Source organism: Halorussus marinus (assembly GCF_004521895.1).
GTDB classification, from domain to species: Archaea; Halobacteriota; Halobacteria; order Halobacteriales; family Haladaptataceae; genus Halorussus; species Halorussus marinus.
Genome location: NZ_SBIR01000005.1, coordinates 184516 through 210538, shown reverse-complemented (window position 1 = coordinate 210538; position 26023 = coordinate 184516). Strand labels below are relative to the sequence as shown.

General features: G+C 67.2%; 26 protein-coding genes. 11 read left to right on the top strand and 15 right to left on the bottom strand.

The window, feature by feature from the left end:
• Positions 1-30: 30 nt before the first annotated feature.
• Complete coding sequence (locus EPL04_RS08405; RefSeq protein ID WP_134670880.1) at positions 31-1365, top strand: glycosyltransferase family 2 protein; 1335 nt, start codon at positions 31-33, stop codon at positions 1363-1365.
• A gap of 58 nt (positions 1366-1423) precedes the next feature.
• Here EPL04_RS08405 and EPL04_RS08400 read toward each other — a convergent pair whose 3' ends face one another.
• The 6 genes from EPL04_RS08400 to EPL04_RS08375 form a co-directional block, all read right to left on the bottom strand.
• A complete protein-coding gene (locus tag EPL04_RS08400) occupies positions 1424-3658 on the bottom strand; it encodes a DUF2206 domain-containing protein (protein WP_134670879.1) in 2235 nt (744 codons plus the stop codon).
• Positions 3659-3812: 154 nt separating this feature from the next.
• Positions 3813-5270 (bottom strand): flippase, encoded by a 1458-nt coding sequence (locus EPL04_RS08395; RefSeq protein ID WP_134670878.1) that lies wholly within the window; start codon positions 5268-5270, stop codon positions 3813-3815.
• Positions 5271-5463: 193 nt separating this feature from the next.
• Positions 5464-6651, bottom strand: coding sequence for a carboxylate--amine ligase (locus EPL04_RS08390; protein ID WP_134670877.1), 1188 nt, complete (start codon positions 6649-6651; stop codon positions 5464-5466).
• Between the two features lie 174 nt (positions 6652-6825).
• A complete protein-coding gene (locus EPL04_RS08385; RefSeq protein ID WP_134670876.1) occupies positions 6826-8016 on the bottom strand; it encodes a carboxylate--amine ligase in 1191 nt (396 codons plus the stop codon).
• 97 nt (positions 8017-8113) lie between these two features.
• Positions 8114-9310: a carboxylate--amine ligase gene (locus EPL04_RS08380; protein WP_134670875.1), complete on the bottom strand. Its 1197-nt coding sequence runs from the start codon at positions 9308-9310 to the stop codon at positions 8114-8116.
• A 106-nt stretch (positions 9311-9416) separates the two neighbouring features.
• Positions 9417-10664: a sulfatase-like hydrolase/transferase gene (locus tag EPL04_RS08375; protein ID WP_134670874.1), complete on the bottom strand. Its 1248-nt coding sequence runs from the start codon at positions 10662-10664 to the stop codon at positions 9417-9419.
• 121 nt (positions 10665-10785) lie between these two features.
• On the opposite strand from EPL04_RS08375, the gene EPL04_RS08370 reads away from it, so the two are divergent.
• Genes EPL04_RS08370 through EPL04_RS08360 form a run of 3 tightly spaced genes read left to right on the top strand, consistent with a single transcriptional unit; the run spans position 10786 to position 13934 of the window.
• Positions 10786-11679 carry a polysaccharide deacetylase family protein gene (locus tag EPL04_RS08370; RefSeq protein WP_244605506.1) on the top strand — a complete coding sequence of 298 codons (894 nt, stop codon included), beginning with the start codon at positions 10786-10788 and terminating at the stop codon, positions 11677-11679.
• Positions 11680-11683: 4 nt separating this feature from the next.
• Positions 11684-12748 (top strand): GNAT family N-acetyltransferase, encoded by a 1065-nt coding sequence (locus EPL04_RS08365; RefSeq protein WP_134670872.1) that lies wholly within the window; start codon positions 11684-11686, stop codon positions 12746-12748.
• Positions 12749-12752: 4 nt separating this feature from the next.
• Positions 12753-13934, top strand: a complete 1182-nt coding sequence (locus EPL04_RS08360; protein WP_134670871.1) for a glycosyltransferase family 4 protein — start codon at positions 12753-12755, stop codon at positions 13932-13934.
• 8 nt (positions 13935-13942) lie between these two features.
• Here EPL04_RS08360 and EPL04_RS08355 read toward each other — a convergent pair whose 3' ends face one another.
• Positions 13943-14944 carry a glycosyltransferase family 2 protein gene (locus EPL04_RS08355; protein WP_245154544.1) on the bottom strand — a complete coding sequence of 334 codons (1002 nt, stop codon included), beginning with the start codon at positions 14942-14944 and terminating at the stop codon, positions 13943-13945.
• 96 nt (positions 14945-15040) lie between these two features.
• Between EPL04_RS08355 and EPL04_RS08350 the strand changes: the two genes are divergently transcribed.
• Positions 15041-15676: an IS6 family transposase gene (locus tag EPL04_RS08350; protein WP_134670870.1), complete on the top strand. Its 636-nt coding sequence runs from the start codon at positions 15041-15043 to the stop codon at positions 15674-15676.
• A gap of 56 nt (positions 15677-15732) precedes the next feature.
• Here the strand turns inward: EPL04_RS08350 and EPL04_RS08345 are convergent, their stop codons facing one another.
• On the bottom strand, positions 15733-16266 hold the full coding sequence (locus EPL04_RS08345) for an inorganic diphosphatase (RefSeq protein ID WP_134670869.1): 534 nt from the start codon (positions 16264-16266) through the stop codon (positions 15733-15735).
• A 216-nt stretch (positions 16267-16482) separates the two neighbouring features.
• On the opposite strand from EPL04_RS08345, the gene EPL04_RS08340 reads away from it, so the two are divergent.
• On the top strand, positions 16483-16839 hold the full coding sequence (locus EPL04_RS08340) for a PadR family transcriptional regulator (protein WP_134670868.1): 357 nt from the start codon (positions 16483-16485) through the stop codon (positions 16837-16839).
• Here EPL04_RS08340 and EPL04_RS08335 read toward each other — a convergent pair whose 3' ends face one another.
• Positions 16840-17385 (bottom strand): DUF7108 family protein, encoded by a 546-nt coding sequence (locus EPL04_RS08335; RefSeq protein ID WP_134670867.1) that lies wholly within the window; start codon positions 17383-17385, stop codon positions 16840-16842. It abuts the gene before it with no gap.
• Complete coding sequence (rnhA, locus tag EPL04_RS08330; RefSeq protein ID WP_134670866.1) at positions 17378-17971, bottom strand: ribonuclease HI; 594 nt, start codon at positions 17969-17971, stop codon at positions 17378-17380. The genes EPL04_RS08335 and rnhA overlap by 8 nt, the downstream gene beginning before the upstream one ends.
• Before the next feature lie 177 nt (positions 17972-18148).
• Between rnhA and EPL04_RS08325 the strand changes: the two genes are divergently transcribed.
• From EPL04_RS08325 to EPL04_RS19165, 3 genes are all read left to right on the top strand, one after another.
• Complete coding sequence (locus tag EPL04_RS08325; protein WP_134670865.1) at positions 18149-19111, top strand: transcription initiation factor IIB; 963 nt, start codon at positions 18149-18151, stop codon at positions 19109-19111.
• Positions 19112-19196: 85 nt separating this feature from the next.
• A complete protein-coding gene (gene nreA / locus EPL04_RS08320) occupies positions 19197-20456 on the top strand; it encodes a DNA repair protein NreA (protein ID WP_134670864.1) in 1260 nt (419 codons plus the stop codon).
• Positions 20457-20490: 34 nt separating this feature from the next.
• Entirely contained in the window at positions 20491-20712 is a 222-nt protein-coding gene (locus EPL04_RS19165) for a hypothetical protein (RefSeq protein WP_134670863.1), read from the top strand.
• Between the two features lie 21 nt (positions 20713-20733).
• Here EPL04_RS19165 and EPL04_RS08310 read toward each other — a convergent pair whose 3' ends face one another.
• From EPL04_RS08310 to EPL04_RS08290, 5 genes are all read right to left on the bottom strand, one after another.
• Positions 20734-21183, bottom strand: a complete 450-nt coding sequence (locus tag EPL04_RS08310) for a DUF302 domain-containing protein (RefSeq protein WP_134670862.1) — start codon at positions 21181-21183, stop codon at positions 20734-20736.
• 81 nt (positions 21184-21264) lie between these two features.
• Entirely contained in the window at positions 21265-21945 is a 681-nt protein-coding gene (locus tag EPL04_RS08305) for a CPBP family intramembrane glutamic endopeptidase (protein WP_245154543.1), read from the bottom strand.
• Position 21946: 1 nt separating this feature from the next.
• Positions 21947-22234 (bottom strand): DUF5789 family protein, encoded by a 288-nt coding sequence (locus EPL04_RS08300; protein WP_134670861.1) that lies wholly within the window; start codon positions 22232-22234, stop codon positions 21947-21949.
• A 156-nt stretch (positions 22235-22390) separates the two neighbouring features.
• Positions 22391-22696, bottom strand: coding sequence for a HalOD1 output domain-containing protein (locus EPL04_RS08295; protein ID WP_167599443.1), 306 nt, complete (start codon positions 22694-22696; stop codon positions 22391-22393).
• A 94-nt stretch (positions 22697-22790) separates the two neighbouring features.
• On the bottom strand, positions 22791-24074 hold the full coding sequence (locus EPL04_RS08290) for an amidohydrolase (RefSeq protein ID WP_134670860.1): 1284 nt from the start codon (positions 24072-24074) through the stop codon (positions 22791-22793).
• Between the two features lie 111 nt (positions 24075-24185).
• On the opposite strand from EPL04_RS08290, the gene EPL04_RS08285 reads away from it, so the two are divergent.
• Together EPL04_RS08285 and EPL04_RS08280 are read left to right on the top strand one after the other, a co-directional pair.
• Positions 24186-25760: a Na+/H+ antiporter NhaC family protein gene (locus EPL04_RS08285; RefSeq protein ID WP_134670859.1), complete on the top strand. Its 1575-nt coding sequence runs from the start codon at positions 24186-24188 to the stop codon at positions 25758-25760.
• Positions 25757-26023, top strand: a complete 267-nt coding sequence (locus tag EPL04_RS08280) for a DUF7513 family protein (RefSeq protein ID WP_134670858.1) — start codon at positions 25757-25759, stop codon at positions 26021-26023. The genes EPL04_RS08285 and EPL04_RS08280 overlap by 4 nt, the downstream gene beginning before the upstream one ends.

Genomic DNA, 26023 nt, shown 5'->3' with positions numbered 1-26023 from the left:
CGTCGGCGGGAAAATTCCTTGCGAGAATTGATGGAAACTGTCAGTGAGTACGAGGAGTCGGCCCTGGATCACCCGGCGATCGGGGTCATCGCGACGGGAGACAACACTGACGCCATCGTCCGGGTCGCCGCCCTCGCCAGAGAACACGGTCACGCCGTGTTCGTCGGGTACGACGGCCGAGACGAGCCCGAATCGGCACGTCTGGCTCGCCAGCTCGGCGCGGAGACGGTCGCGACCGACGACGGATCGGGCGACGAGGACGTCCTCCGGAACGTGGTGGCGACGATGGCTCGCGCGCGCGGATTCCCCGGCCTCCTGTTTCACGACTCGCCCGAAGAGTGCATCAACTACGAGCGGAGCCGCGAGGCGTTCCGGTCGAGCGCCGCGTTCACCGTGCCGGCCCCGACCCGCGACTCGGCGAGCGAGACCGATGCCGACGTTCTGGTCGCCATCCCGGCGTACAACGAGGCGGGCTCGATCGGGGAGGTCGTCCGGTCGGTCCGCCGGAACGCCGACACGGTGCTGGTCGTCGACGACGGGAGCGCCGACGACACCGCGGCCGTCGCCGAGGCCGCCGGCGCCGAGGTCGTCCAGCACGAGACCAACGGGGGGTACGGCGCCGCGCTGAAGACGGCGTTCGTCGAGGCCCACGACCGGGGGGTCGAACACCTCGTGACCATCGACGGCGACGGCCAGCACAACGCCGACGACATCGCTCGACTGATCGAGTGCCAGGACGAGACCGGCGCGGAGGTCCTCATCGGGAGTCGGTTCGTCGGCGACGCCCGGACGGACATCCCGCTGTATCGGCGCTTCGGGCTCTCGGTGGTGAACGTCCTCACGAATCTGAGCCTCGGGGTCGTGAAGGCCGAGTCCCGAGTCAGCGACACCCAGAGCGGGTTCCGGGCGTACGACGAGCGCGCGATCGAGAGCCTCGCTCAGGACCGCACGCTCGGCGACCACATGAGCATCAGCACCGACATCCTCTACCACGCCCAACAGCGGGGCTACCGGATCGAGGAGGTCGGCACGGTCATCGACTACGACGTCGAGGGCGCGAGCAGTCACAACCCGGTGTCCCACGGCTACGTCCTCGTGATGAACCTGCTCAACACGATCGAGCGCACGCGGCCGCTCACCGCCCTCGCGCTCCCGGGGTCGGTACTCACCTTCATCGGTGTCGGGTTCGGCTACTGGGGGTTTCTCCACTACATTCAGGCGAGCTACTTCCCCGTGAGCCGGGCGGTTCTGGCCGCGTTTTTCATCTTCGTCGGACTACTCGTCTGTCTGGTCGGGATCATCCTCCACAGCCTCAACAAGTACTTCGACAAGGTCCCCGCGGTCGAGACCGACCCCGTTCGGTGAGGTCGTCGGCCACTATCGCTCTTTTCGTACCGCGCCCGTCGCGAACGCGCCGCGTCGGTCACGGGACCGCGGTCGTGTTCGAGTCCATGATCCGGGCCGACTCGCTCGCGTACACCACGTTTCGGGGGCCCGAGAGGTTCCCGACGGTGCTCCCCGAGAGCATCGACGGCGGGAGGTCGGCCGACCGCGCGTCGGGGTCGACGCTCCGCTGGCGAACGAAGACGTACCCCTCCTCGACCTCCGCGGGGAACACCGTCGGCCGCCACTGACTCTTTAGATACCGGATTTCGACGTTGGTGTACCCCGGGAGGGCGACCGCTCGGAACAGCTGGTAGCTCCTCGGCTCGGTGTAGATCGGGAGCGTCGCCGCGCCGTCGTCGGCGCCCAGCCGGTCGTAGCGTTCGATGGCGGTGGCGTTGTCGACCAGCCAGTCGGCGGCCTCGCGCTCGGGTCCGTTGAACGTCAGGTCGTTGGTCTCGGCGTTGAACCCGGACGCGTCGGCGGTCCCGACGAGCGCGAACGCCAGTCCCGAGTTGAGCGCGAGCACCGCGGCCAGCACGACCGCCAGCAGGGTCCAGTGGGCGCCTCCGAGCCGTCGCCGGACGCCGCCGTCGCTCGCGGCTCGGCTCGTCCGGCCGAGCGCCGCGCTCGCACGGTCGAGGACGGCGCCGGCGCCGCCGAACACGGTGGCGAACCCGACCGCCGCGTACGGCGCGAGGATCGTCAGCACGAGCTGGTACACCCGGTCGGCCCAGAGGTTGGCGATGACGAAGTACGACGAGCCGAGAAACGCGAACAGCGGGACCGCCAGCGCGGCGTACTCGACGTACCCGGGGTCGGCGCCGGTCCGGATTCGGTCGAGTCGCCCGAGGACGTCCCGGGCCAGCCCGAGCCCGATCAGCCCCGTCAGCAGGAGGTACAGGTACAGCCGGAGCGAGTCGAGGAGCCCGGTCTCGCCCGAGACGTAGCTGGCCCCCGAGCCCGGAACGGCGCCGGTGATCGCGAGCGTCACGAGCTGGTCGACGATCCCGAACGGGAGCGCCCCGAGCCGATCGACCAGATCGGGCGCGCTGTACGCGTAGAAGGCGGTCGCGGCCCCGAGCAGGACGACCGGCTGCCAGATCGAGAGGTCGTGGTCGAAGTCCCCGCCCAGCCGCCGGACGATTCCGAGCCCGGCGACCGCCGCGAGTAGCGACAGACCGATCGCGTAGGTCATCCCGTAGTGAGCCGAGATCAGCGTCGCCGCGAAGATCCCCAGCGCGGCCTTCAGTCCGGCGGTGTCGACGCCCTCGTAGACGACCAACAGGAGCATCGCGACGACCACAAGCTCGGACATGAGCTGTTTGCCGGGCGTGAAGTAAAACGAGCCGTGGTAGAAGACGAAAAACAGGCTCCCGAACAGCGCGATCCGGTCGTCGAACACCCGGCTGTTGACGTAGAAGAGCCCGACTGGTACCAGCGAGAACAGGAACACGTAGACGACCTTGTACGTGGTGGCGAGGTCGAGGCCGGTCAGCATCGTGATCGACGCCGGAACCGAGGTGACCACCGAGAGGCTCATCATCGACCCGCCCATGTCGGGCGCCCAGTAGTGGGTGTCCAACAGGAGGTCCGACAGGAAGTACGACGCCTGAATGTCGGCGCCGACGACGTGGTCGGTCAGGAGGTTTCGGTGCAACAGGACCGACAGCGAGACGCTGAACACCGCCAGCGGCGCGAGCGACCCCGGGACCAGCCGCGTCGCCGCCAGTAGCGTGACCGCGATCACCCCGCCGAGGAGCGCGAACATCCCGAGGTGGGTGCCGAACTGGTCGACGCCGATCACGGCCGCGGCCGCGAGTCCGGGGAGCGCGACCAACCCGAGAACGACCGCCGGCGAGCCGCGGAGTCGAATCGGAGGGATCGACATCGAGGTCCCGGTGACGTGGATGGCCGCCAACAGCGCCGCGAGGACGGCCGACAGCACGCCCGCAAGCGGCAGGAACGAGAGGGGCTCGGCGACGCCCAGCGGCGCCAACACGAAGCTGACGAAGAGGTTCAGCAGGGTCAGGACGCCGAAACTGAGGGTGATCGCGAACAGCGCGAACACGCCGAATCGGTCGGGCCGGACGCCGACCAGTCGCGCCAGCAACGCCCCGGGAGCGAACAGTATCAGGAAGAGCCCCGCGAACGCCCGGACGGCCGGGACGAGCGCCCCGACATCCTGTAACGCAGGGGTCGCCCAAAACACCGCCAGTAGTCCGAGCACGACCCCACCGAACGCGACGACGCCGCTGTCCACCGAACGTGCCATCCTCTCGACAGTAGCTCTCATGTATCAGGTTCCTCACTCGAAGATATCCGCGACCGCCCGATCGGGTCCGGCCGACCGAGAGAAAGTGTATCGATCAAACGGTAGGGGTGAATATATATGTTGTTGCCACGAGGGTCGGGCGCGCCGGGTCGGCTCAGAATCGCCGGCCCTCCCCGTCGGCCCCGACCCCGAGCTGGGCGCCGAGCACCCGGAGCCCCGGCCGAAGGATGCGTCGGCGCACGTCCGGGATCGCGAGCGAGACCGCGAGATAGATCACGACGCCGAGCCCGACCTCCGCCACGAGCGTGATCACGCCGGTGACGGGCACGAGGTGTCTGATCCCGAGCAACAGCCCGCCCATCACACACGAGGCGAGGCCGTACCAGCCGACCAGCCGGAACGGAACGTCGACCGAGATGAACCGCGTGAGATACCGGTAATGTAACGCGGTGTTGAGGAGGCCGGTGACGGCGGTCGCGATCGCGGCGCCCACCAGCCCGACCCACAGGATCAGGACCGGGTTCAGGACGAGGTTGAGCCCGACCGAGATCACGGTCGCCTTCGCGGCGAGCTCCGGCCGGTCGATCGCCCGGACCGACGCCTCGACGATGTCGTTGAACGACTGGATGAGCTTCTCGACCATCAGGACGACAAGCACCGTCGTGGCGAACGCGTACTCCGGGCCGAACGCCACCCGGAGGAGCTCGGCGCCGTAGATCTGGACGCCGACGATGGCGGGGACCGAGACGAACAGGACGACCCCGATCGCCTTCGAGACGGTGGTCTCGATGTGGTCGGTCGCCGACTCGGCGTCCCACTGGCTTATCTGGGGGAAGATCGACAGCGAGATCGACTTGCTCAACATGAGCACGAGCAGGGTGATCTGCCACGCGAACTCGTAGGCGCTGACGTCGAGCTGGGTCAGCAGGAAGCCGATGATGGCGATGTCGACCCACTGGTAGAACCGGCCGCCGACCGAGGTGACGGTGTTGTACTTCGAGAACGCCACCAGCGACCGGACGTGGTCGAGCGACGGGCGGCCGATCCCGACGTCGAGGCGCCGGTACGCCCAGACGAGCCCGACCGCCAGCCCCGCGATCAGCCCGATGATCGGTCCCTCCGGGCCGAAGCCCGCGGTGACCAACACCGCGCCCCCGACCATCCAGACGAACCGCACGGTGAGTTTGATGACGGCGGTCTCGGCGACCCGAAGCCGGCCCCGGAGCGCCGAGAGATACGCGAACGAAAACTCCCGGAAGAACAGCGCCGCGACCAGCAGTTCCGCCAGCGGCGCGCCGATGTAGTGGTTTATGTGGCCCCGGACGGCGAGAACGATCGTCGCGACGGCCGCGAGCGTGACCGCCTTGAACGCCAGCGCGGAGCCGAGCGTCTTCTCGGGGTCGGTCCCCTCGCTCAGCCGCTTTTCGAGTGCGCCCTTGATCCCGAAGTCCGCGGGGATCGAGGAGATCCCGAGCACCGCGAGAAAGAGGACGAACGCCCCCATCTCGTCGGGCGTCAGGTGGCGCGAGAAGTACGCGAGCCCCAGAAAGTAGAGGATCGCGTTCCCGCCCTTCGAGAGGAACAGCCGGAAGGTCGAGTGGCCGAGATCCATCGGTCAGGAGCCGCCCCCCGGCGCGGCCGGCGAGCGGGCCGCTCGCGCCGCGCGGTCGCGCGTCGATGCGATCGTCTCACCGGAAGCTACTCTCGACGTTGTGTGACTCATATCCACCCACCAACTGCCGTTGGCAGACGCACGACGCCCGGGTATTAGCGTCTTTTCCCCGATTCGATCGGCCGGCCGACGCTCACATCGGGATCGTACTGCGGACGCCCCGGATGAACGGGCCGGGGTCGTCGAGCCGGAGGTAGTCGAAGTTGGGCTGGTCGTAACACGAGGCGGCGATCTCCCACACCGTCTGGCCGACCGGGGGTCGTTCGACGTTCGGGTACTCGTCGCGGAGCACGCTCCGGAGGTAGGTCAGCTCGCCGTGGAGGTAGTGGCCGCCGACGCCGACCTCGTAGCCGTCGCCAAAGCGGTCGGCCTCGCCGTTCGCGAGCTGCCAGTAGTAGTACGGGAAGTCGGCGCCGGCCGCCACCGCGAACGCCAGCGACCGCCACATCCGGGGGTTGATCTCGGTGAGCACGAACTCCCCGGTCTCTGCGTCCTCCATGTACTCGATGCAGGCCAGCCCGTGCCAGTCGAGTTCGTCGAGCAACGCCCGGCCGACCTCCTCGAGCGCCGGGATGTCGACCGACTCGCGGTAGGACCCGCCGCCGCCGGCGTAGGTCTCTCCGCGGATCTGGCGGTGCTGGAACGTCGCGGCCGGCTCGCCCCGGTCGTACAGCGCGCCGAACAGGTACTCGCCGCGCTTGGGCACGCACTCCTGGACGATCGGGACGTGGTTCATCTCCGCGAGGATGGCCTCGCGATCGGGTCGCTCGCCGGGCGGGAGGTACTTCAGCGTCTTGTTGAGTTCGGCGTCTCGCTCCGACAGCGAGTCGAGGTACTCGCCGGCGAGGAGGTTGTACCGCGACTTGATGACCAGTTCGCGGTCCCAGTCGTCGACGTCGTCGAACGACTGAGTCTCCGGAAACGGCACCCCCGCGGCCTCGGCGGCCTCGGCCAACAGCAGTCGGTCGTGGACCCGCCGGAGCCGGTCGAGGTCGGGCCACACTCCGGTGACGTGGGCCTCGAACTCGTCGCTGTACTTCGCCAGCAGATACGCGTCGACCTCGCCGGTCGGAACGAACGTCTTCACCTCGGGCCGCGCCGCGATCGACAACAGTGCGTCGCGGTACGCGAGCAGGTCCTCGTCGGGCGACGGGACCGTCAGCGCCTCGTCGCAGTACCGGGACGCGAACGCCGGCACGCTCCCTTTCGCCGAGACGACGACGGTGCGGATGCCGCGCTTGGCGAGCGACCGCAGACACGCGTAACACGACGGCGAATACTTCGCGGGCAGCAGTACCGCATCCCCCATTCTCTCTCCCATGTAGGTGAGCATCGTCGCAGAGAGCAAAGAACGTATACCATCGTCTCGCGCCGATCGGGGTAAGAACAACGGGACGCGCCGCGAAGACGAACCGGTCTCCGGGTCCGGTCTCCCGGTTTCGCCCGTCGTCGAGCGCGTCGGTCTCCGAGCGCCCGGACTCGGGCGCCACGACCGTCAGAGCCGAACGGCGTCGCGCACGCCCCGGACGAACGGGCCGGGGTCGTCGAGCCGGAGGTAGTCGAAGTTGGGCTGGCTGTAACACGAGGCGGCGATCTCCCAGAGTCGCCGGTCGAACGCCGGTCGCTCGACGTCGGGGTAGTCGTCCCGGAGCACGCTCGAGAGGTGCTGGAGTTCGCCGAACAGCGAGTGGTTCCCCGTCCCGACCGCGTACTCGTCGTCGATCCCGTCGGCCTCGCCGGTCGCGAGCCGCCAGTAGTAGTACGGGAAATCGGCACCGGCCTCGATCGCGCACGCGACCGACGCCCACATCCGGGGGTTGACCTCCATCAGCTCGAACTCGCCCGTCTCGGGGTCTCTGAGGAACTCCACCTCCGCGAGACCGTGCCAGTCGAGCTCGCCGAGCAACGCCCGGCCGGCCCGTTCGAGCGCCGGGACCGCCACCGACTCCCGGTAGACGCTGGTCCCGCCGGCGTAGGTCTTGGCCCGGATCTGGTGTTTCTGGTACGTCGCGACCGGCTCGCCCCGGTCGTACAGCGCGATGAACGCGTACTCGTCGGCGCCCCCGGTGACGGTCTCCTGAGCGATCGGGACGTGGTTTAGCGCCGCGTAGACGGTCTCGGGGTCGGGCTCTTCGCCGGGCGCGAGGTACTTCAGCGTCTTGTTGAGTTCGGCGTCTCGCTCCGAGAACGAGTCGACGTACTCGCCGGCGAGGAGGTTGTACCGCGACTTGAGGATGCGCTCGCGGTCCCAGTCGTCGACGTCGTCGAACGACTGGGTCGTCGGGACGGCCACGCCCGCGTCGGCGGCGACCTCGGCCAGTCGGAGTCGGTCCTGAACGGACCGGAGCGTCTCGAAGTCGGGCCACGCGCCGCCGACCCGGGCGCCGAACGCCTCGCCGTACTTTCCGAGCAGGTAGGCGTCTTCCTCCCAGATAGGGACGAAGGCGGCCACCTCGGGGCGGTCGGCGACCGACAGCAACGCGTCTCTGTACGCCAGCAGGTCGTCGTTCGGCGACGGCACCACGATCGACTCCTCGCAGTACCGGGACGCGAACGCCGGGACGCCCTCGTGGGGCGAGACGACGACGGTGCGGACGCCGCGCTCGGCGAGCGACCGCAGACACACATAACACGACGGCGAGTACTTCGCCGAGAGCAACACCGACTCCGTCGTCGATCGGGTCATGTACTACGTACGGTCGTTGAGGCGGATCAACGTGTGGGCCCCGAACCGGGCGAGGTAGACGACTGCGTTGCTCGCCGACCGGCGTCGAGCGGCCCTGCTACTTGTCGAACGGGCTCACGTCGAGCAGGCCGCGGACGAACGGCTCGGGATCGTCGAGCCGGAAGTACTCGAAGTTCGGCTGGGCGAGACACGACGCGACCACGTCCCTGATCGCCGACCCGGCCGAGGGTCTGGGGACGTGCGAGGAGTCGCCGGCGATCACGCTCCGGAGATACTTGAGCTCGCCGAACAGCGAGTGGGTCCCGATCCCCTCGGCGTAGTCGTCCTCGAACGGGCCGGCGACCCCGTTCGACACCTGCCAGAAGTAGTACGGGAAGTCGACGCCGGCCTCGATCGCACACGACAGCGACGCCCACATCCGGGGGTTGACCTCCATCAGCTTGAACTCGCCCGTCTCGGGGTCTCTGAGGAACTCCGCCTCGCCGATCCCGTGCCACCCGAGGTGGTCGAACAGCGCCCGGCCGGCTCGGTCGAGCGCCGGGATGTCGACCGACTCGCGGTAGACGCTCGCGCCGCCGGCGTAGGTCTCCCCGCGGAGCTGGCGGTGCTGGAACGTCGCGGCCGGCTCGCCCCGATCGTACAGCGCGAAGAAGGCGTACTCCTCGCCGCCGCCCCGCACGAACTCCTGTGCGATCGGGACGTGGTTCATCTCCGCGACGATGGCCTCGCGGTTCGGCCGCTCGCCCGACCGGAGATACTGGGTCCGATTCCGCGGGTCGCACTCGGTGGGGGCGTAGGTGCTCTCGTAGTCCGCGATGAGGATCGGATACCGGGGTTTGACGAACAGCTCCGACTCGGCCGCGCCGACGTCGTCGAGGAGCAGGGTCTCGGGGACGGCAACCCCGGCTTCCTCGGCGGCCGCCGCGAGTCGGACCCTGTCGTGGGCCGTCCGGAGCGTCTCGAACTCCGGCCAGAGCGGCGAGACGTGGGTCGCAAACTCCTCGCGGTACTTCGCCAGCACGTACACGTCTTCCTCGCGGTTCGGTATCACCGCGCGCACGTCCGACCGCGCCGCCAGCGACAGGAGCGCGTCCTTGTACGCCAGCACGTCCTCGTGGGGCGAGGGGACCGCGACCGACTCGTCGCAGTACTTCGAGGCGCTGGTGAGGTCGGCGTCGCTCTCGGCGGCCACGACCGTGCGGACGCCGCGGCGACTGAGCGACCGCACGCAGGCCAGACCGTGGGGGCCGAACGGTGCCGGGACGACCGCAGACTCGCCGGCTCGGTGGTTCATACGACCCATCCGACCACACTGGCGGTGATTAATGTGACGGCTGAAAGATAGGGTAGCTAAGGTGAAACGGGGATTTCCGGGTGAGACGCCGCCCGCACACCGGCCGCTACTGGAGGTAGCCGAGATCCCGAAGCTGGGACTCCTGATCGCCGCTGAGCGACGCGTCGGCGAACTCGTGGGCGGCCTCCTCGAACTCGTCGGGGACTGCACGCCTCGCCTCTGCCTCCGAGAACTCCGGGGTCCGGTAGGTCAGGCTCTCGGCGACCATGAGATTGAACAGGGCGACCGCCTTCCCGAGCGTGGCGTTGTGGCGCCACGCCGGCCCGTATCCCCGGAAGACGTTGTCGTAGAACGTGGCGGCGAGTCGCTCGGCGGTCGAGTGGCGGTGGAACACGTAGCCGCCGGTGTCGTCCCACGCCGAGGTCGCGGCGTACACCGACACGTCGGTCGCGTAGCCGCGCGCGCCGACTTCGAGGTGTTGCCACACGTCCGAGCGGACTTTCCGGTCGAGAGTCGGGACGCCCTCCCAGAGGTCGAGCCCGTCGGCGTCGTCTGGGACCCGCCGGCCCTGCGCCGACAGCGCGGTCGGGACGACGTCGGTCCCGCTCACGAGTCCGGGATAGGTCTCGCCCTCCGGGAGGCCCGCGCCCATGAACACGACCGGAATCTCGACGTTCTCGGGACACAGGGGGTGGCCGTGACCGAACCGCCCGCCGTTCGACCACTCGCCCAGCGACTGACCGTGGTCGCTGGTGAAGACGACGAGCGTGTCTTCGAGGAGCCCCCGGTCGACGAGTTGGTCGTACATCGCCCGGAACCGCTCTGCGGAGTTCCGACAGTCCTGGCGATAGAGTTCGACCAGCGCGGGGCGGTCGCGCTCGTAGCTCCGGAAGTACTCCTTGGTCGAATCGAACACGTCGTTCTCGAAGCCGTACGGCGCGTGCGGGCCGATGTCGTGGACGACGTGGACGAACGGCGACGCCACGTCCGCGAGCTTCGATTCGGTCTCGACGTGGTGGATCTTCAGGGGCGGTTTCTCCGCTGACGGGAGCTTGATCCACACGCCCTCGGCGTCGAACCCGACGTCGACGCCGTCTTCTCGGAGCAACGGGGGTCGCTCGCGGAGCTGGTCGTCGAACATCCAGACTTTGTGGGTCGCGGGGTACTGTCCGGTCAACAGCGAGGGGAGTCCCGACGCGGTGAACGTGCTCGGTGCGATCGCCTTCGCGGTCACCCCCAGTTCGCGGACGGACTCGGGGAGGAAGTCGAACCGGAGCGCGTCGGAGACGAACACCACGACGTTGTCGACCGAATCGGCCGTCGCGAGGGTCGACAGCGGGCTTCGTTGGTTCATGGCACTCTCCGCAACACCGCGGCGCTAAACGCTTGCGGCCGCCCGATGCGTAGCTTTATGTTCGGATCAGTCGACATCGACCCGACACATGACGAGTTTCAATGGCACTTCTAAAACTAATGTGCTAAGCTTCGATCTCGAACACTGGCACTCCGCGACCCTGCTCAGTTCCGCCCTCGAGGACCCAGTCGACCGGATCGAGGAGTCGGTCGACATCGTGTTGAATCTGCTGAGAAAACACGGCGTGACCGCCACGTTCTTCGTGGTCGGCGAGGTCGCCGAGGAGTACCCGGACCTGATCGACCGGGTGCGCTCGGAGGGCCACGAGATCGGCTCGCACGGCCACACCCACACGCCGCTGTTCGAGCTTTCGCCCGCCGCGTTCGAGACCGAACTCGAACGGTCCTCGGGCGCGATCGAACGCGCGACCGGCGTCGAGCCCGAGGGGTTTCGCGCGCCCAACTTCTCGGTGACCCGAGAGACCGAGTGGGCGTTCGACGTTCTGGAGTCGGCGGGGTTCCGGTACGATTCGAGCGTGTTCCCGGTCAAGACGCCGATGTACGGCGTGCCCGACGCGCCGCGACGACCGTACACCGTCCCGGTCGACGACCCGTTCCGGATCGGATCGAACCGCGAGGCGCTCCGGTCGCTGGTCGAGTCGCCGCTGGCGGCGATCGGGTCGGTCCTCCGGCTCCCGATCGCCGGGGGCTTCTACGGCCGGGTGCTCCCCGAGCGCCTCCTGAAGTGGGGGATCAGGCGGCTCAATCGTCGGGGGATCCCCGCCAACCTCTACTTTCACCCGTGGGAGTTCAACCCCGCCATCGAGGTCGAGTCGCTTCGGCCCCACAAGCGGTTCGTGAGCTTCCACGGGGTCGAGGGCCTCGAATCCAAGCTCGACGGACTGCTGTCGGCCTTCAGCTTTAATACGGCTCGGAGCGTCCTCGAACAGGAAGCTCTGCTCGATTCGGGCGGTTCTGACGTCGAACGAGCAGTCGGGGCCAACGATTTGGAGTGAAACTATGACAGTTCAATCGCAAGCGAAAGCGCAGTTAACCGCCGAACGGTGCGCCGATCCCGAGGCGTGGGACGCGTTCGTCGCCCGAAACGACGGGTCGCCGTTCGCGCTCTGGGGATGGGGAGACGCCGTCGAGACGTACAGACACGACCGGTGGTACGTGGTCGCGAAAGACGGCGACCGGATCGTCGGCGGGGTGCCGCTGTTCTACGTCCGGAGCCGGCTGTTCGGGTCGAAGCTGGTGTCGCCCCCGTTCGGCGAGCGCGGGTCGATCCTGCTCGCCGACGGGGCCGACGACGACGTGGCGTCGTTTCTCCTCGAACGGACGAAGGAACTGGCCGAGACGCTCGACGTCGACTTCGTGAGCCTCCGTGGCGGGGACACCGACGCCCGACGGGGGTTCGAGGAACGGACTCGATTCGTCACGTTCCGGGCGCCGGTCGCGAGCGCCGACGACGCATGGGAGAGAATCAAAGAGAGCCGACGGCGCCAGATCACGCAGGCGGCCGACTCCGAGATGGTCCACGACGTCGGCGACTCGCTCGCGGACCTCCGAGAGTACTACCGGCTCTACCTGCGGTCGGTGCGCGGACACGGAAGCCCGCCCCACTCGTTCGCGTTCTTCCGGACGCTGTGGGAGACCCTCGGCGAGTCCGGGAATCTCCGGATGGAGATGCTTCGGAAGGACGGCGTGCTCGTGAACGCCGTGATCAACCTCGCGCTCGGGTCGACGGTCACCCAGTGGGGCGTCGTCAACGACTACGAGTACCGCGACCTGAACGGCGGCAGTCTCCTCGTCTGGAAGTCGATGGAGTGGGCCGCCGAGAGCGACTACGACGCCTACGAGTTCGGCCGGACCCGCGAGGGGTCGGGCGTCTACATGTTCAAGAAGAGCTTCGGCGGCGAGAAGACGTGGTACAGCGACCTCCACTACTTCCCGAACCCCTCCGCGGAGCTTCCCCACCCCGAAAAGGACGCCTACGAGCCGATCAAAGACGTCTGGAAGAAGCTCCCGATCCCGGTGACCCGGCTGGTCGGCCCGCACCTCCGGCAGTCCATCAGCCTCTGAGCCCATGAAGGTGCTCTACGTCATCGGACAGAACGCCGGGGGACTGCCCCACTACACCGCCGAACTCGCCAACGCCATGACCGAACACGCCGAGGTCACGGTGATGAAACCGGCCGAGACGACCGCCGACGACCTGTTCGTCGACGAGATCGAGCTCGTGGAGGCGTTCGGCTCGATCAGCGTCTCGATGCCGAACCTCTACAACCTGAACGTCGACCCCGTCGAGTTCGTCCGGGGACTGCTCTCGTACAACAACCTGAAGCGCGTCGCGGATATCGAGACCGACGTCACCCACATCACCACCGGTCTCTTTCCGCAGGTCAAACTGTTCTCGTGGCTCCACCGGATCGACGAACTGGGGCCGCTGGTCGTGACCCACCACGAGGTGCCAAGCGATCCCTTCTCGCTGTCGCGACCGCCGGTGTTCGTCGAGGAACTCATAAACAGCGCCCTGCCCGACCTCGACGTCGACGGCGTGGTGGTCCACACCGAAAACCAGAAGCGAGCGCTCCGGCGCCAGAACAGAGGGGGCGACCGGATCGAGGTCATCCCTCACGGCGCCTACTCGGTGTTCGGGGACAGCGAGGACACCGACGTCGAGACCCGGCCCAACACGGTGCTTTTTTTCGGCAACGTCGTCCCGCCGAAGGGCCTCGACACGCTGATCGAGGCGATCCCGCTGGTGAAACGCGAGCTCCCGGACGTCGAACTCCTCGTCGCCGGCGACGGCCGCATCACCGCGGGGTCGCGGGCGATCATCGACGACCACCCCGAGAGCTTCGAGATACACAACTACTTCGTGCCCAACGAGGAGGTAAAGCGCTTTTTCGCTCGGTCGGAGGTCGTCGCGCTCCCGTACCGCGAGCAGGACGGGACGAAGGGCCACAGCGGCGCGCTAGCGACCGCCTTCTCGTTCGGCAAGCCGGTCGTCTCGACGTCGGCGGGCGACTTCCCCGAGCTCGTCGAGCGATCGGGCGCCGGGGTCGTGGTCCCGCCCGAGGACCCCGACCGACTCGCCGAGGCGCTCGTGTCTGTTCTGACCGACCCCGAAGCGAGCGACCGGATGGCGAGAAACAGCCGCCGGATGGCAGAAGAGCTCTCGTGGGAGTCCATCGCGCGCCGGCACCTCGATCTGTACCGTGAGGTCTCGCGAGTCGACGTCGACGCGTCGCCGGTCGTCCAGTGACCGACCGGTCAGGCCTCCCACTTCAGCCGGTCGAGGTTCCCGTTCGGCGGCAGGATTCGGCCCGGGTGGGGTCCGTACCACCAGAAGTAAAGCATCGTCTTCCGGGACTTGATCCGGGCGATCGTCCGATCGTCGACGACGCGTCGCTCGGCCAGTAGCTCCCGGCGGTCCTCGTAGACGCCCCGGAGGACAGCCGCCAGCGCCGCCGGGCTCCGGGTGAGCGCGAGCGCGTACACCGACCACCCCAGCGCGGTGAACGCGACGTAGCGCCACGGGAGATTCCGGACCGCGAGCTTGATCCGGTTCTCGACCAGTCGGACCTGGGTCTCGGTCGTCTCGCGGCGCGCGCCCGGGGACTTCTTGTGGGCGACCGCGATCGACGGGGTGTAGAGGATGTCGTAGCCCGTGTCGTGGACGCGCAGCGAGAGGTCCATGTCCTCGAACCCGTAGGTGAAGTTGTCCGGGTAGAGCCCGCCGGCAGCCTCGATCGCCGCCCGGCGAAACGCACAGCCGACCCCGACGAAGTTGGTCGCGCGGTAGGGCTCGGTCGGGGTCATGTGGAACTCCGGCGGGTCGGGGGTCTCGTCGAGTTTCACCTCGTCGGTGTCGGCGTTCCGGCTCTGGAACGCGAGGATGCCGACGTCCTCGTGGTCCTCGAACAGCGAGACCACCGTCTCGGTCGCGTCGTCGTCGACGAGGGCGGCGTCGTCGTCGATCTGGACGACGATGTCACCGGTCGCGTGCTCGTAAGCGATGTTTCTCGCGTGTGACACCCCTCGTCGCTCGGTGTTTCGATGGAAGTGTATCCACTCCTCGTCGAAGCGCCCGCCTGCCTCGAAGAGCTGACGGACCTCGTTACTAGTCTCCCCTACGATGACGATTTCGAGGGGGCGGTACGACTGCGATATTATTGAGTCGACGGCGTCCCGGAGCTCGTCGGGCCGACCGTAGGTCGCCAACATGTAGGAGACGAGCGGACCGTCGGCGTCGTCGGACACGTTTTCCTCCACGGTAAGGGGCCAACGGGGTCGCTCAAAACAGTTTGGGCGGAGCGGCACTGTTCAGATAAGGATGAAGGATGAGGCGGTTCGATTTGCTAGTGATCCATGCCAGAAATCGACCGCCTCAACGGAGCTAGCGACTCGATCGAGTTAGCGTTTATGGAGCGAGAAGCGACACCGGAGCCGCTGATGAAGCTCAGTATCCACCTGCATGCGGCCGGACTATCACTCTCGGATACTGTTTCGGTCTTAGAACAATTCGGTGTCGAACGGTGTCGCTCAACCGTCCATAACTGGGTGCAGAAAGCCGATTTACAGCCGACTGACGGTAAAAGCCCGAATCACGTTGCGGTCGATGAAACCGTGATTCAACTCAACGACCAGCGCTACTGGCTGTACGCCGCCGCCGATCCCGAAACCAACGAATTCCTCCACGTCAAGCTCTATCCGACACGTACTATCGTTGTGACGAAGCAATTTCTCACCGAACTACAAGAGAAACACCGCGTCGACGACGCGGTGTTTCTCGTCGATGGCGCACCGTGGTTGCAAGCCGCACTCTTCGAGAAAAACCTCCGGTTTCAGCATGTCACACATGGAAATCCGAATAGCGTCGAACGTGTCTTCAAAGAGTTAAAACGCCGCACCAACCAGTTCGCCAATCATTTCCGTAACGCGACGCACCACACCGCCGAAAACTGGTTGCAAACGCTCGCCTTCGCGTGGAATCAGCTAATCTGAACAATGCCGCCGTCCGGAACGTGAAAATACTCTGCAGACCGCGGGCGGCCGATCGACTACGCGAACGTCTCGTCGTAGAGGTCCATCGCGTGCTCGATCGCGTCTTTGGCCGCCTGCTTGTCCTCCCAGCCCAGCGTCTCGACTTCCTTGCCCTCCTCGAGGTTCTTGTAGGTCGCGAAGAACTCGTCGATCTCGTCGAGGGTCTGTTGGGGGATGTCGTCGAGGTCCTCGACGTGGTCGTAGCGGGGGTCTTCGGTCGGCACCGCGATGACCTTGTCGTCCTGCTCGCCGTCGTCGTCCATCTTCATCAGCGCGACCGGGCGGGCCTCGACGATACAGCCCGGGAACGTCTGGTCCTCGACGAGGACGAGCACGTCGAAGGGGTCCTCGTCGTCGTAGTACGACTGGGGGATGAACCCGTAGTCGCTGGGGTAGTGGACGTTGCTGTGGAGGACGCGATCGAGCACGACGCCGGGGACGTCCTTGTCGTACTCGTACTTGTTGCGTTCGCCTTTGAGACACTCGACGACGGCGTAGATCTCCTCGGGCGGGTTCGGTCCGGCTTCCAGGTCTTCCCAGAGGTTCGTCATGTGCAGTTCGTGAGTCGGTCCGAAGTCGGCAAAGTCCTTTCGGCATCTATCGGGGCCCCCGAATCGTCACGACGCGTGACAGCTCCCGATAATCCACGAACTGGTATTTAAACTGCGTAACGTCTGGTACTACAACTCGGGGGTAAATTTCAGAAACTCGGTCCGAGTTGGGAAGGATTAAATACGAGCGTGACAAATTATCGACTGTCAGAGTCTATGTCAGAGGCACAGACACTCACAGAGACGAGTACCGCTCGCAACCTCACCGCGTTCCAGCAGAACATCCTGACCATCCTCTCCGAGGAGCCGATGTACGGCCTCGCCATCAAGCGCGAACTCGAAGAGTTCTACGGCGAAGAGGTCAATCACGGACGTCTGTACCCCAACCTCGACACGCTCGTCGAGAAGGGCTACGTCGAGAAGAGCGAGCTCGACAAGCGGACCAACCAGTACGAGCTGACCGACGAGGGCCTCGCGGTCGTCGTCGACGCGCTCCAGTGGACCCTCTCGAAGTTCGTCACCGACGACGAACGCGCCGAGCAGGTTCGGGAGCTCGTCGCCGACACCGAGTAGTCACTCCTCGGCCGCCTCGAGCGCGAGCTCGACGGACTCCCCCACGACCGCTCGCTGTTTCTCCGACGGCCAGGCGTTCCGCGGAAAGTACTCCGTTAGAAACTCGTTCGCTTCGTCCGGGGTCGCCGATTCGATCGGCCGCGCGTAGTGGTTGCTCATGAAGTCGGCGAACGCCGCCGCGTTGTCGCCGTGGACCTCGCCGTGGGCCGCACGGACCCGAGCCGCCACTTCGCGGTTGCGTTCGGCGACCGCGTCCCAGTCGTCGGGGTCGCCGGCGCCGGCGAGTCGGATTTCGACCGCCCGGTCGGTGTCGCCGATCCGATCGGTGCGGATCGTTCCCTCGTCGGTCCACTCGTCGGGGTGGAGGACCAGCGTCTCGGCGTCGTCGTCCTCGCGGATCCGCGAGGTGAACCCGTGCTCGGCGAGCAGGTCGGCCCGTTCCTCGCGGTAGGCCTCGGCTTCGGCGTCGTCGACCGCCTCGCGGGCGAGTCGCGTGAGTCGTTCGGCTCGGTCCGCGGTCTCGTCTGGGAGTTGATCCTCAGCCATCGTCGAGCGCCTCGTTCGCGAGGTTGTCGGCGCGTTCGTTTATCTCTCTCGGGACGTGGCTGAGCTCCCAGTCGTCGAACTTCGCGAGGAGTTCGCGCACCGTCACCCTGTGTTCGCGGAGTTCGGGGTCGTTGGCGTTCCACGCGCCGGTGACCTGCCTGACGATGAGTTCGGAGTCGCCTTTCACCTCGACCGTGTCGAACCCGTAGTCGCGGGCCGCCCGGAGCGCGCGGATCAGCGCCTCGTACTCGGCCTGATTGTTCGTCGCGCGCCCGATGCGCTCGCCGCCCTCGGCCGCGATGCCGTCGCTCGTGACCAGCACCCACCCGACCGCCGCGGGCCCGGGATTTCCCCGGCTCGCGCCGTCGAAGTAGACGTAGGCGTGACCGCCCTCCTCGCGGAGGAGCGCCTCGATGTCCTGCGGATTAGACCCCTGTACGACCACCTTCCCGTCGTAGGCGACCGCCACCGCGTCGCCGTACTCGGCGCGCCAGCGTTCGTGGTCGGAGTCGCCCGACGAGAGCCGAGCGCCCGCGTCGGCGAGCGTCTCGCGGGCGTCGTCGACGTCGCACTCGATGACGGGCATGGGGTCACGTCCGCGATACCGGCATTTACGCTTTCCGATACCCGTCTCGTCGGGCGATTCGCGCGGAAGGCTCGATTTCGTCGGGCTGGCGTCGCGGGGCGTATTCTGTCGGACCTGGTCGGTCGGAAGTTTCGGCCGAGGGTTTAAGTGCGTTGGAAGTACTACTATAAAAGTGCGATGACACGGTCCACTCGCCAGCGGGAGCGCCAAGCCGAGGCGGAGCAACAGGAGGAGGAAGAGGGTGTACGGGAGTGTCCGGAGTGTAACTCCGACAACCTGGTCAAGAGTTCCGACAGGGCGGAACTCGTGTGCGAAGACTGCGGTCTGGTCGTCGAGGAAGAGCAGATCGACCCGGGCCCTGAGTGGCGGGCGTTCAACCACCAGGAGCGCCAGGAGAAGTCACGGGTCGGCGCTCCGACGACCCAGACGATGCACGACAAGGGACTGACGACCACTATCGACTGGAAGGACAAAGACGCCTACGGGCGGTCGATCTCCTCGAAAAAGCGGAGTCAGATGCACCGACTCCGAAAGTGGCAAGAGCGCATCCGCACCAAAGACGCCGGCGAGCGCAATCTCCAGTTCGCGCTGAGCGAAATCGACCGGATGGCCTCGGCACTCGGCGTCCCGCGGTCGGTGCGGGAGGTCGCGTCGGTGATCTACCGGCGCGCGCTCAAGGAGGACCTGATCCGAGGGCGCTCGATCGAAGGGGTCGCCACCTCCGCGCTGTACGCCGCCTGTCGAAAGGAAGGCATCCCGCGAAGCCTCGAAGAGATTTCGGAGGTATCGCGGGTCGAGCGCAAGGAGATCGGCCGCACCTATCGGTACATCTCTCAGGAACTCGGACTCGAGATGAAACCGGTCGACCCCAAAAAGTACGTCCCGCGGTTCTGTTCTGAACTCGAACTCAGCGAAGAAGTCCAGACGAAAGCCAACGAGATCATCGAGACGACCGCCGAGGAGGGCCTGCTCTCTGGCAAGTCCCCGACCGGCTACGCCGCCGCCGCCATCTACGCCGCCTCGCTTTTGTGCAACGAGAAAAAGACCCAGCGGGAGGTCGCCGACGTCGCGCAGGTGACCGAGGTCACCATCCGCAATCGCTATCAGGAACAGATCGAAGCGATGGGCATCCACAGCTAGGTGGCCTCGCGCCGGAGCGAGCCGGACCGTCCGGTCGCCCCGAAGCGAGTAAGCTTCAAACCCGTCCGGTCCCAAGGGGAGTCGAATGCGGCTCGACGAGTACATCGAGGACCTCGAACCCGACGCCGACCAGCGCCGCCGACGCCTCGCCGAAGAAAAATCCTACGAGATCCTCGACTACGTCGACGAGGTCAAAGACCGCTTCGCCGACGTGGCGCAGGGCGACTCGCTGGTCGGTAGCACCTCCCCGTCGGTGTTCGTGGGCCGATCGAACTACCCCAACGTCTCGACCGGCATCCTCTCGCCGGTCGGCGAAGAAGAGCGGGCCGCCGAGTTCGCCACCAGCAGCGAGTGGTACGAGCGCGGACTCGACATCGACAACGTGCTCCAGTATCGGACCGGGCTCTTGAACTCGAACCACTCGGCCGACGTCGAGAACGTCGCCGAGGCGTGGGACGGGTTCGTCGGCACCCAGCGGGAGGTCGCGATCGCCGACCGACCGGTCGACGTCGAGATCGGGCTCTCGGACTCGCTGGACCTCGATCTGGACGTCGACGACATCACGACCCCGACGGGCCCGTCGGCGCGGGCGACCTCCGCGGACCTCACCGAGAACCCCCACGTCCCGCGCCCGGTCAAAAAGACCCTCGAAGACGACGACTGGCAGGCCCAGGGCGCGATGACCTACCTCTACCGCCGGGGCTTCGACGTCTACGAGATCAACGACATCCTCTCGGCCGGCGCGCTCGGGCGCGGCCAGAACCGGCGGCTGGTCCCTACCCGGTGGTCGATCACCGCGGTCGACGACACCATCGGGCAGTTCCTCCGGGGCCAGATCACCACGAACCCCGGCGTCGACGAGACGCAGGTCTGGGTGAACGAGTACGTCGGCAACCGCTACTGGGTGATCCTCACGCCCGGCCAGTGGGAGTTCGAACTCGTCGAGATGAAAGCGCCCGGTAGCATCTGGAATCAGGACCCGACCGGCGAGACGTGGATGGCGAGCGCCTCGGAGGGGTTCGACGGTCGGACCGGCTACGTCGACGAGACCGCCGGCGCCTACTACGCCTCCCGGCTGGCAGTGCTCGAACACCTCGAATCCATCGGACGGCAGGCCAAGTGTCTGGTCCTCCGGGAGGTCTCGGACGACTACTGGGCGCCGGTCGGCGTCTGGCAGATCCGCGAGAGCGTCCGGAACGCCTTCGAGGGAGAGTACGGCGCGGCCGAGACCTTCCACGGCGCGGTTCGCGAACTGGCCCCACAGCTCCCGGTGGCGCTGGGGGACCTCCGGCGCAAGTCAGACATGCTCTCGGGCCTGCAGGCTAACCTCGCGGACTTCTCGTGACAAGACTTATTCTGACGCTCCGGCGACGTCCGGTATGATCCCCCTGTTCGGGGCGGTCCCCGGCGGAATGGAACTGGCCGTTATCCTCCTTATCGCGCTCGTGGTGTTCGGGCTCCCGCTGGTGTTGCTCGGCGGGAGCGTCTACCTCTTCGGTCGGTCGAACGCCGACGGCTCGGAGACCGAAGAGCTCGCGGCGCTCCGCCGGGAAGTCGAGCGACTGCGCGAGGAGGTCGAGCGGCTGGACGACGAATCGTAACCCCGCCGCGTCGAGGTTCGACTACGCCGTGTCGAGGTTCGACCACGCCTCGTCGACGTACTCGCCGGTATCGGCGACGATATCGTCCCATTCCTCGTCGTCGGGTGCGAGCCCGAGCAGGCGAGCCCCACGCATGATGCTGACGTGGTAGACTTTCTGTCGCCCCGGTTGCTCCTCCCAGACGACCACGTTACACGGGAACAGCGCGCCGATGCGACCGTCGCTGGCGTCGAGCGCGCGATCGGCCACCTCGGGGTTGCACGCGCCGAGCACGTAGTAGGGATCGCGGTCGGCGTCGACCTTCTCGTTGAGCATCTCGGCGGGCGAGAACTCGACCGGGACGCCGAATCCCGCGTCGACGAACGCCTCCCGGACGTGTTCGATCGCGGTCTCGTGGTCCATCTCCAGGGTCGCTTCCATCTCGCCGACGTCGTCGCCGTCGAGTGCCGTGGGGTCAATTGGAAGACTCATGCAAGACTCCCTTCGTGCCCGACCCTAAAAAGGTGCGCGCCCGGTCGGGGCGGGACGGCGGCGGTCGCGGGACGAACGGTCTCAGAGCGACACCGGGAGCCACGACAGCCACCGCAGGACGCGCTCGGTCGCGATGATCGGCGGGTGCAACACCAGCCAGTCCAGCAGGGCCAACCCCAGTCCGTGGGCGACCACCGACGGGAGGATCGACTCGCTCTGGTAGTCGACCGCGCCGAACAGCACGTCGGTCGGTCCCGACAGCGCCAGTTCGATCGGCGGCTTGTAGAGGTGGTGAAACGCGTAGACGACCGGGCTGATGAAGACGCTCTTGAACCCGAGTTCGCGGACGCCGACACAGAGCAGTCCCCGGTAATAAGTCTCTGCGGCCGCCGCGATGACGAACTGCTTGAGCGCGTGGGGCAGAAACTCCCCGAGCGCGGCGCCGGTCTCCCACATGGGGTAGTAGCTCCGGATCGTCGGTAGCGACGAGCCGACGACGTAGAACGGGACCACGAAAAGCGAGAGCAACAGCGTGTTCCGGGCCGCGCGCCGGTCGACGCGAAAGCCGAGGTGTCGGCCGTGGGTGATCGCGAGGACGGCGGGCGCGAGGATGTAGACGGTGACGTCGCGGACGAGGCGCTCGTGCAGTCCGGCCACGTCCCACGACATCCACGCGACGGTGAGGACGCCGCCAGCGACCAGCGCGCGCTGGACCCACCCCAGACCGGCGAGCCGTCGGCGGACCGTCCGCGCGACCGACACGTTACTCGTCGGCGGTCGGTACCGCGCCGGTGGCGGTGACCGCCCGGATCTCGCCGAGGAAATCCCGCTGGCTCTCGAAGTAGGTCTCCTCGACGTCGGTCAGCAGGTCGCCCAACTCGCGGGGGCCCTCGGGGGTTCGGACGGTCTCGTCGCCAACTCTCCGAGCGACTTCGCTCTTCTGGATCGGCCAGTGCAGTCGGGAGGCGAGGCGCGCGACCGGCGCGCCGTCGACCGGTTCGCCCTCGCCGAGTTCGACGGCTGGCTCGTCGTCTTCGTTTTCGTCGGCCATGGCCGCCGATTCGGAGTCCTCCCGATTAGAGCTTTCGGAACGGCCTCTCACCGCGAGCGCGTCGGCCGGCGTTCCGCGCCGGCGGGGCCCGCCCGGACCGCCCGCGATCCGCCGTCGGGTCCCGTCCCGCGAGCCGACACGCGCCGCGAGCGAGCCTCAGTCGTGGACCACGACCTGACCGTCGCTGTAGACGGTTACCTCGTATTCGAGGAGCGTAAACGCCACATGGCCGGTCCCGCGGGGCTGTCCGTTGTGCCTGTCGCTGAACAGGTTGTCGAGGGCGTCGGGGTCGATCTGGTCGTAGAGCGACGCCCCGAGCTCGGCGGGTTCGACGCCGGCCGCGTCGGCGACCGCGTCTATCACCGCGGTGCTGAGCGGCTCGTCCCGACGCTGGGACGCGTTCGATGGTTTCCCGGTAGTGGCGACTGTCTCGTTTAGATTTTCGGTCAGGTTCTCGGTCATTCGTTGTCCTCCTCCGCAAGCGGGAGTGTTTAGCGTTGGCGGTGCAAAGAATAAAAACTCTCCGCATAATATTGAATATATTAGGCCGATCACATTACGGTCTGCGCTCGGCGATCTCGCGGACGGCACCCGCGAGCACGTCGATCCCGATCGGGATCGACTCCTCGTCGACGTCGAAGGTCGCGGTGTGATGGCCGCCGGGGTGGTCGGTCCCGACCCCGACGTACGCGGCCCGGCCGCCGTTCTGCTGGACCGTCCGCATCAGGTACGTCGCGTCCTCGCTTCCGCCGAGTTCGTCGCGGTCGACGACGGTGTCGACGCCGTCGGTCGTCCCGGCCACGTCGCCGACCACGTCGACGAGCTCCTGATCGCTCTCGGCGCTCGGGGCCTCGCCGTTGGTCGAGCGCTCGACGGTACAGCCGTGCATCTCGGCGGCCGATTCGAGCGCGCGCTCGGCCCGGGCTTTCATGTAGTCTTTGAGCTCGGTCGTCTCGCCGCGCACCTCCCCCTCGACGTGGGCGCTCTCGGCGATGATGTTCGTCGCGGTGCCGCCGCCGATCTTCCCGGCGTTGACCCGGGTCGCACCGTCCTCGTGGCGCGGGATCGCGTAGAGGTTCTGGATCGCGGTCGCGACCGCCTGAATGGCGTTCTCGCCGTCGTTGGGCTGGCCGCCGGCGTGGGCCGGTTCGCCCTCGAACTCCGCGCGGAAGTGGCTGACCGCGAGAAAGCCGTCCAGCCCCGCGACGACCTCGCCGGTCGGGTGGTCGAGCCCGACGTGGGCCGCGAGCAGGTACTCGACGTCGTCGATGTGGTCGCTCTCGGCCATCGCCTTCCCGCCAGCGATCATCTCCTCGCCGGGCTGGAAGAACACCTTGAGGGTGCCCTCGAAGTCGCTGTCGGCGATCGCCTCGATCACGCCGACGCCGAAGGTCGCGTGGGCGTCGTGACCGCAGGCGTGCATCGCGCCGTCGTGTTCGGACCGGAACCCCTCGGCGACGGGGGCGTGATCGTCGTCGGTCGACTCCGCGCGGAGGAGCCCGTCGATGTCGACTCTGAGTCCGACCGTCGGCCCGTCGCCGGCCTCGACGACCGCGACCGCGCCGGTGTAGCCGCCCTCAAGCCGTTCGAGTATCTCCTCGTCGGCGCCCGCGTCGCGGGCCTGCTCGTACCACGTCTCGAGTTCGTCGTCGCCGGGAACCGCCATCCGCTCGTCCTCGGCGACGGCGTCGCGTCCGACGTGGAGTTCGTCGACGCCGATCCGTTCGAGTTCCTCGACGATGCGGGCGGTGGTGTAGAACTCCCGCCACGCCGGCTCGGGGTGTCGGTGGAGGTCTCGTCGGAGTTCGATGAGTCGGTCGCGTTCGGCCTGCTGGCTCATATCCGCCCCGTGGCGCGCCCGGACCTTAAGTGCTTGAGGCCCGGCAAGGTGCGCTCCCGAGATTGAACGGTTACTTAAGGGTCCCACGGATACTCTCGACCGAGACCTACTATGGTCGACGACGAGCCACCTGACGAAGCTGTCGAAGAGGAACTGGCGGAGGCCCGCCGCGCCCGCGGCGGCTCCCGGATCGAGTTCTACGGCGGCCCCGCCGCCAGCACCATCCCCATCGCGTTGTTCATCGTGTGGGCGATCGTCCAGAGCGGACTGTTCCGCATCGGGGACACGACCGGCCTCGTCGCGGGGATGTTGCTCGCGCTCATCGTCGGGATGTTCTTCGCCAAGGGCGACTGGAAGACCTACGCCAACACCATCTTCGACGGGATGACCCAGCGCGTGGCCGCGACCGCGATCGTGGCGTGGCTCTGGGCCGGCATGTTCGCCGACACGATCCAGGCGGGCCAGTTCGTGAGCGGCCTCGTGTGGGCCGCCGACGCGCTGTCGGTCAGCGGGACGCTGTTCCCCGCGATCACCTTCGTGCTGGCCGCACTACTCGCGACCGGCATCGGCACCGGCTACGGGACCACCATCGCGTTCACCGGGCTGTTCTTCCCGGCGGGACTGCTCGTCGGCGCGAACCCCGTCCTGCTGTTCGGCGCCATCCTCTCGGGCGCGGTGTTCGGGGACAACCTCGCGCCGGTCAGCGACACCACCATCGTGAGCGCGGTCACCCAGAACTCCGACATCGGCGGCGTGGTCGCCTCGCGGTTCAAGTACGCGATCGTGGCGGCGGTGCTCGCGTTCGTCGGCTACCTCGTCGCGGGCTCGGTGATGCCCGGCGCCGACATCGCGGCCAGCGGCGCGGTGCTCGGCGACGAGGCCGAACCGCTCGGGCTGATCCACCTCGCCTCGATCGGCGTGGTCATCTTCACCGCGGTGCGGGGCCGCCACATCGTCGAGGCGGTCTCGTGGGGCATCATCGTCGCGGCGATCGCGAACGTCGCGTTCGGGCTCGCGGCGGTCTCGGACATGATCCTGTTTCGCGCGCCCGACTCCGTCGCGCTCGCCGACTCGCTGTCGTGGCTCCCGTTCCTGACGACGGTGCCGGCCGGCTCCGATCAGGTCGGGGTCGCCGGGAGCATCTACACGGGCGCGGCGGGCTTTTTCCCGCTGATCGTACTCACCTTGCTCATCGTAGCCGGCGCCCGGATCATGATCCGGGGCGGGGGCTTCGAGGCGATTCAGGACTTCCTGCTCGAACGGGTCGCGACCAACGTCCGGCGGGCCGAGACCACGATGGTGCTTGGCACCGCGTCGGTCAACGCGATGATCACGATTAACACCGCCGCCGAGATCGCGATCGCGCCGTACATCGCGCGAATCGGCGAGCGGTTCAACATCAACGGCTACCGCCGGGCGAACATCCTCGACGCCAACACCTCGGCGCTGGGCTACATCTTCCCGTGGGCGGGCGGCGTCCTCGTGGGCTACACCGAGATGCAGGGTCTCGTCGGCTCCGAGGAGTTCGGGTGGTTCACTCGCGAACTCCTCGTCAATCCCGCCGAGGTCTGGCCGTTCGTCTTCCACGGGTGGCTGCTGTTCGGCGTGTTCCTCGTCTCGGCGCTGACCGGGTTCGGGCTCGAATACGTCTCTGACCGCGAGTCCGAGGAGGTGGCTCGCGTATGAGCCTCCTCGAGAAGTACCTCGCCGGAATCGGCTTCCGCACCAACACGCCCGCGTTCGAGTCGGGCCAAGAGATTTCGGCGTTCGTCACGGGCTACGACGGCGACACGCCGATCGCGCGTATCGGCGACACCGTGCTCCGTGTCGAGGACGCGCCCGCCGACGCGGTCGACGCCCGGGCGCTCCTCCGGGTCGAGTCGTTCGACGACGCCGACCACACCGGCACCGCGACGTATCTGGAGCGGACCGGCGAGTCGGCGTTTTAG

Coding starts and splice junctions, on each gene's coding strand:
- EPL04_RS08395 (WP_134670878.1), bottom strand. CDS start 5,270: ATGGATCTCGGCCACTCGACCTTCCGGCTGTTCCTCTCGAAGGGCGGG.
- EPL04_RS08385 (WP_134670876.1), bottom strand. CDS start 8,016: ATGACCCGATCGACGACGGAGTCGGTGTTGCTCTCGGCGAAGTACTCG.
- EPL04_RS19165 (WP_134670863.1), top strand. CDS start 20,491: ATGATCCCCCTGTTCGGGGCGGTCCCCGGCGGAATGGAACTGGCCGTT.
- EPL04_RS08345 (WP_134670869.1), bottom strand. CDS start 16,266: ATGACGAACCTCTGGGAAGACCTGGAAGCCGGACCGAACCCGCCCGAG.
- EPL04_RS08335 (WP_134670867.1), bottom strand. CDS start 17,385: ATGGCTGAGGATCAACTCCCAGACGAGACCGCGGACCGAGCCGAACGA.
- EPL04_RS08340 (WP_134670868.1), top strand. CDS start 16,483: ATGTCAGAGGCACAGACACTCACAGAGACGAGTACCGCTCGCAACCTC.
- EPL04_RS08280 (WP_134670858.1), top strand. CDS start 25,757: ATGAGCCTCCTCGAGAAGTACCTCGCCGGAATCGGCTTCCGCACCAAC.
- EPL04_RS08405 (WP_134670880.1), top strand. CDS start 31: ATGGAAACTGTCAGTGAGTACGAGGAGTCGGCCCTGGATCACCCGGCG.
- EPL04_RS08310 (WP_134670862.1), bottom strand. CDS start 21,183: ATGAGTCTTCCAATTGACCCCACGGCACTCGACGGCGACGACGTCGGC.
- EPL04_RS08285 (WP_134670859.1), top strand. CDS start 24,186: ATGGTCGACGACGAGCCACCTGACGAAGCTGTCGAAGAGGAACTGGCG.
- EPL04_RS08295 (WP_167599443.1), bottom strand. CDS start 22,696: ATGACCGAGAACCTGACCGAAAATCTAAACGAGACAGTCGCCACTACC.
- EPL04_RS08290 (WP_134670860.1), bottom strand. CDS start 24,074: ATGAGCCAGCAGGCCGAACGCGACCGACTCATCGAACTCCGACGAGAC.
- EPL04_RS08365 (WP_134670872.1), top strand. CDS start 11,684: ATGACAGTTCAATCGCAAGCGAAAGCGCAGTTAACCGCCGAACGGTGC.
- EPL04_RS08350 (WP_134670870.1), top strand. CDS start 15,041: ATGCCAGAAATCGACCGCCTCAACGGAGCTAGCGACTCGATCGAGTTA.
- EPL04_RS08390 (WP_134670877.1), bottom strand. CDS start 6,651: ATGGGAGAGAGAATGGGGGATGCGGTACTGCTGCCCGCGAAGTATTCG.
- EPL04_RS08375 (WP_134670874.1), bottom strand. CDS start 10,664: ATGAACCAACGAAGCCCGCTGTCGACCCTCGCGACGGCCGATTCGGTC.
- EPL04_RS08300 (WP_134670861.1), bottom strand. CDS start 22,234: ATGGCCGACGAAAACGAAGACGACGAGCCAGCCGTCGAACTCGGCGAG.
- EPL04_RS08400 (WP_134670879.1), bottom strand. CDS start 3,658: ATGGCACGTTCGGTGGACAGCGGCGTCGTCGCGTTCGGTGGGGTCGTG.
- EPL04_RS08360 (WP_134670871.1), top strand. CDS start 12,753: ATGAAGGTGCTCTACGTCATCGGACAGAACGCCGGGGGACTGCCCCAC.
- rnhA (WP_134670866.1), bottom strand. CDS start 17,971: ATGCCCGTCATCGAGTGCGACGTCGACGACGCCCGCGAGACGCTCGCC.
- EPL04_RS08380 (WP_134670875.1), bottom strand. CDS start 9,310: ATGAACCACCGAGCCGGCGAGTCTGCGGTCGTCCCGGCACCGTTCGGC.
- nreA (WP_134670864.1), top strand. CDS start 19,197: ATGCGGCTCGACGAGTACATCGAGGACCTCGAACCCGACGCCGACCAG.
- EPL04_RS08325 (WP_134670865.1), top strand. CDS start 18,149: ATGACACGGTCCACTCGCCAGCGGGAGCGCCAAGCCGAGGCGGAGCAA.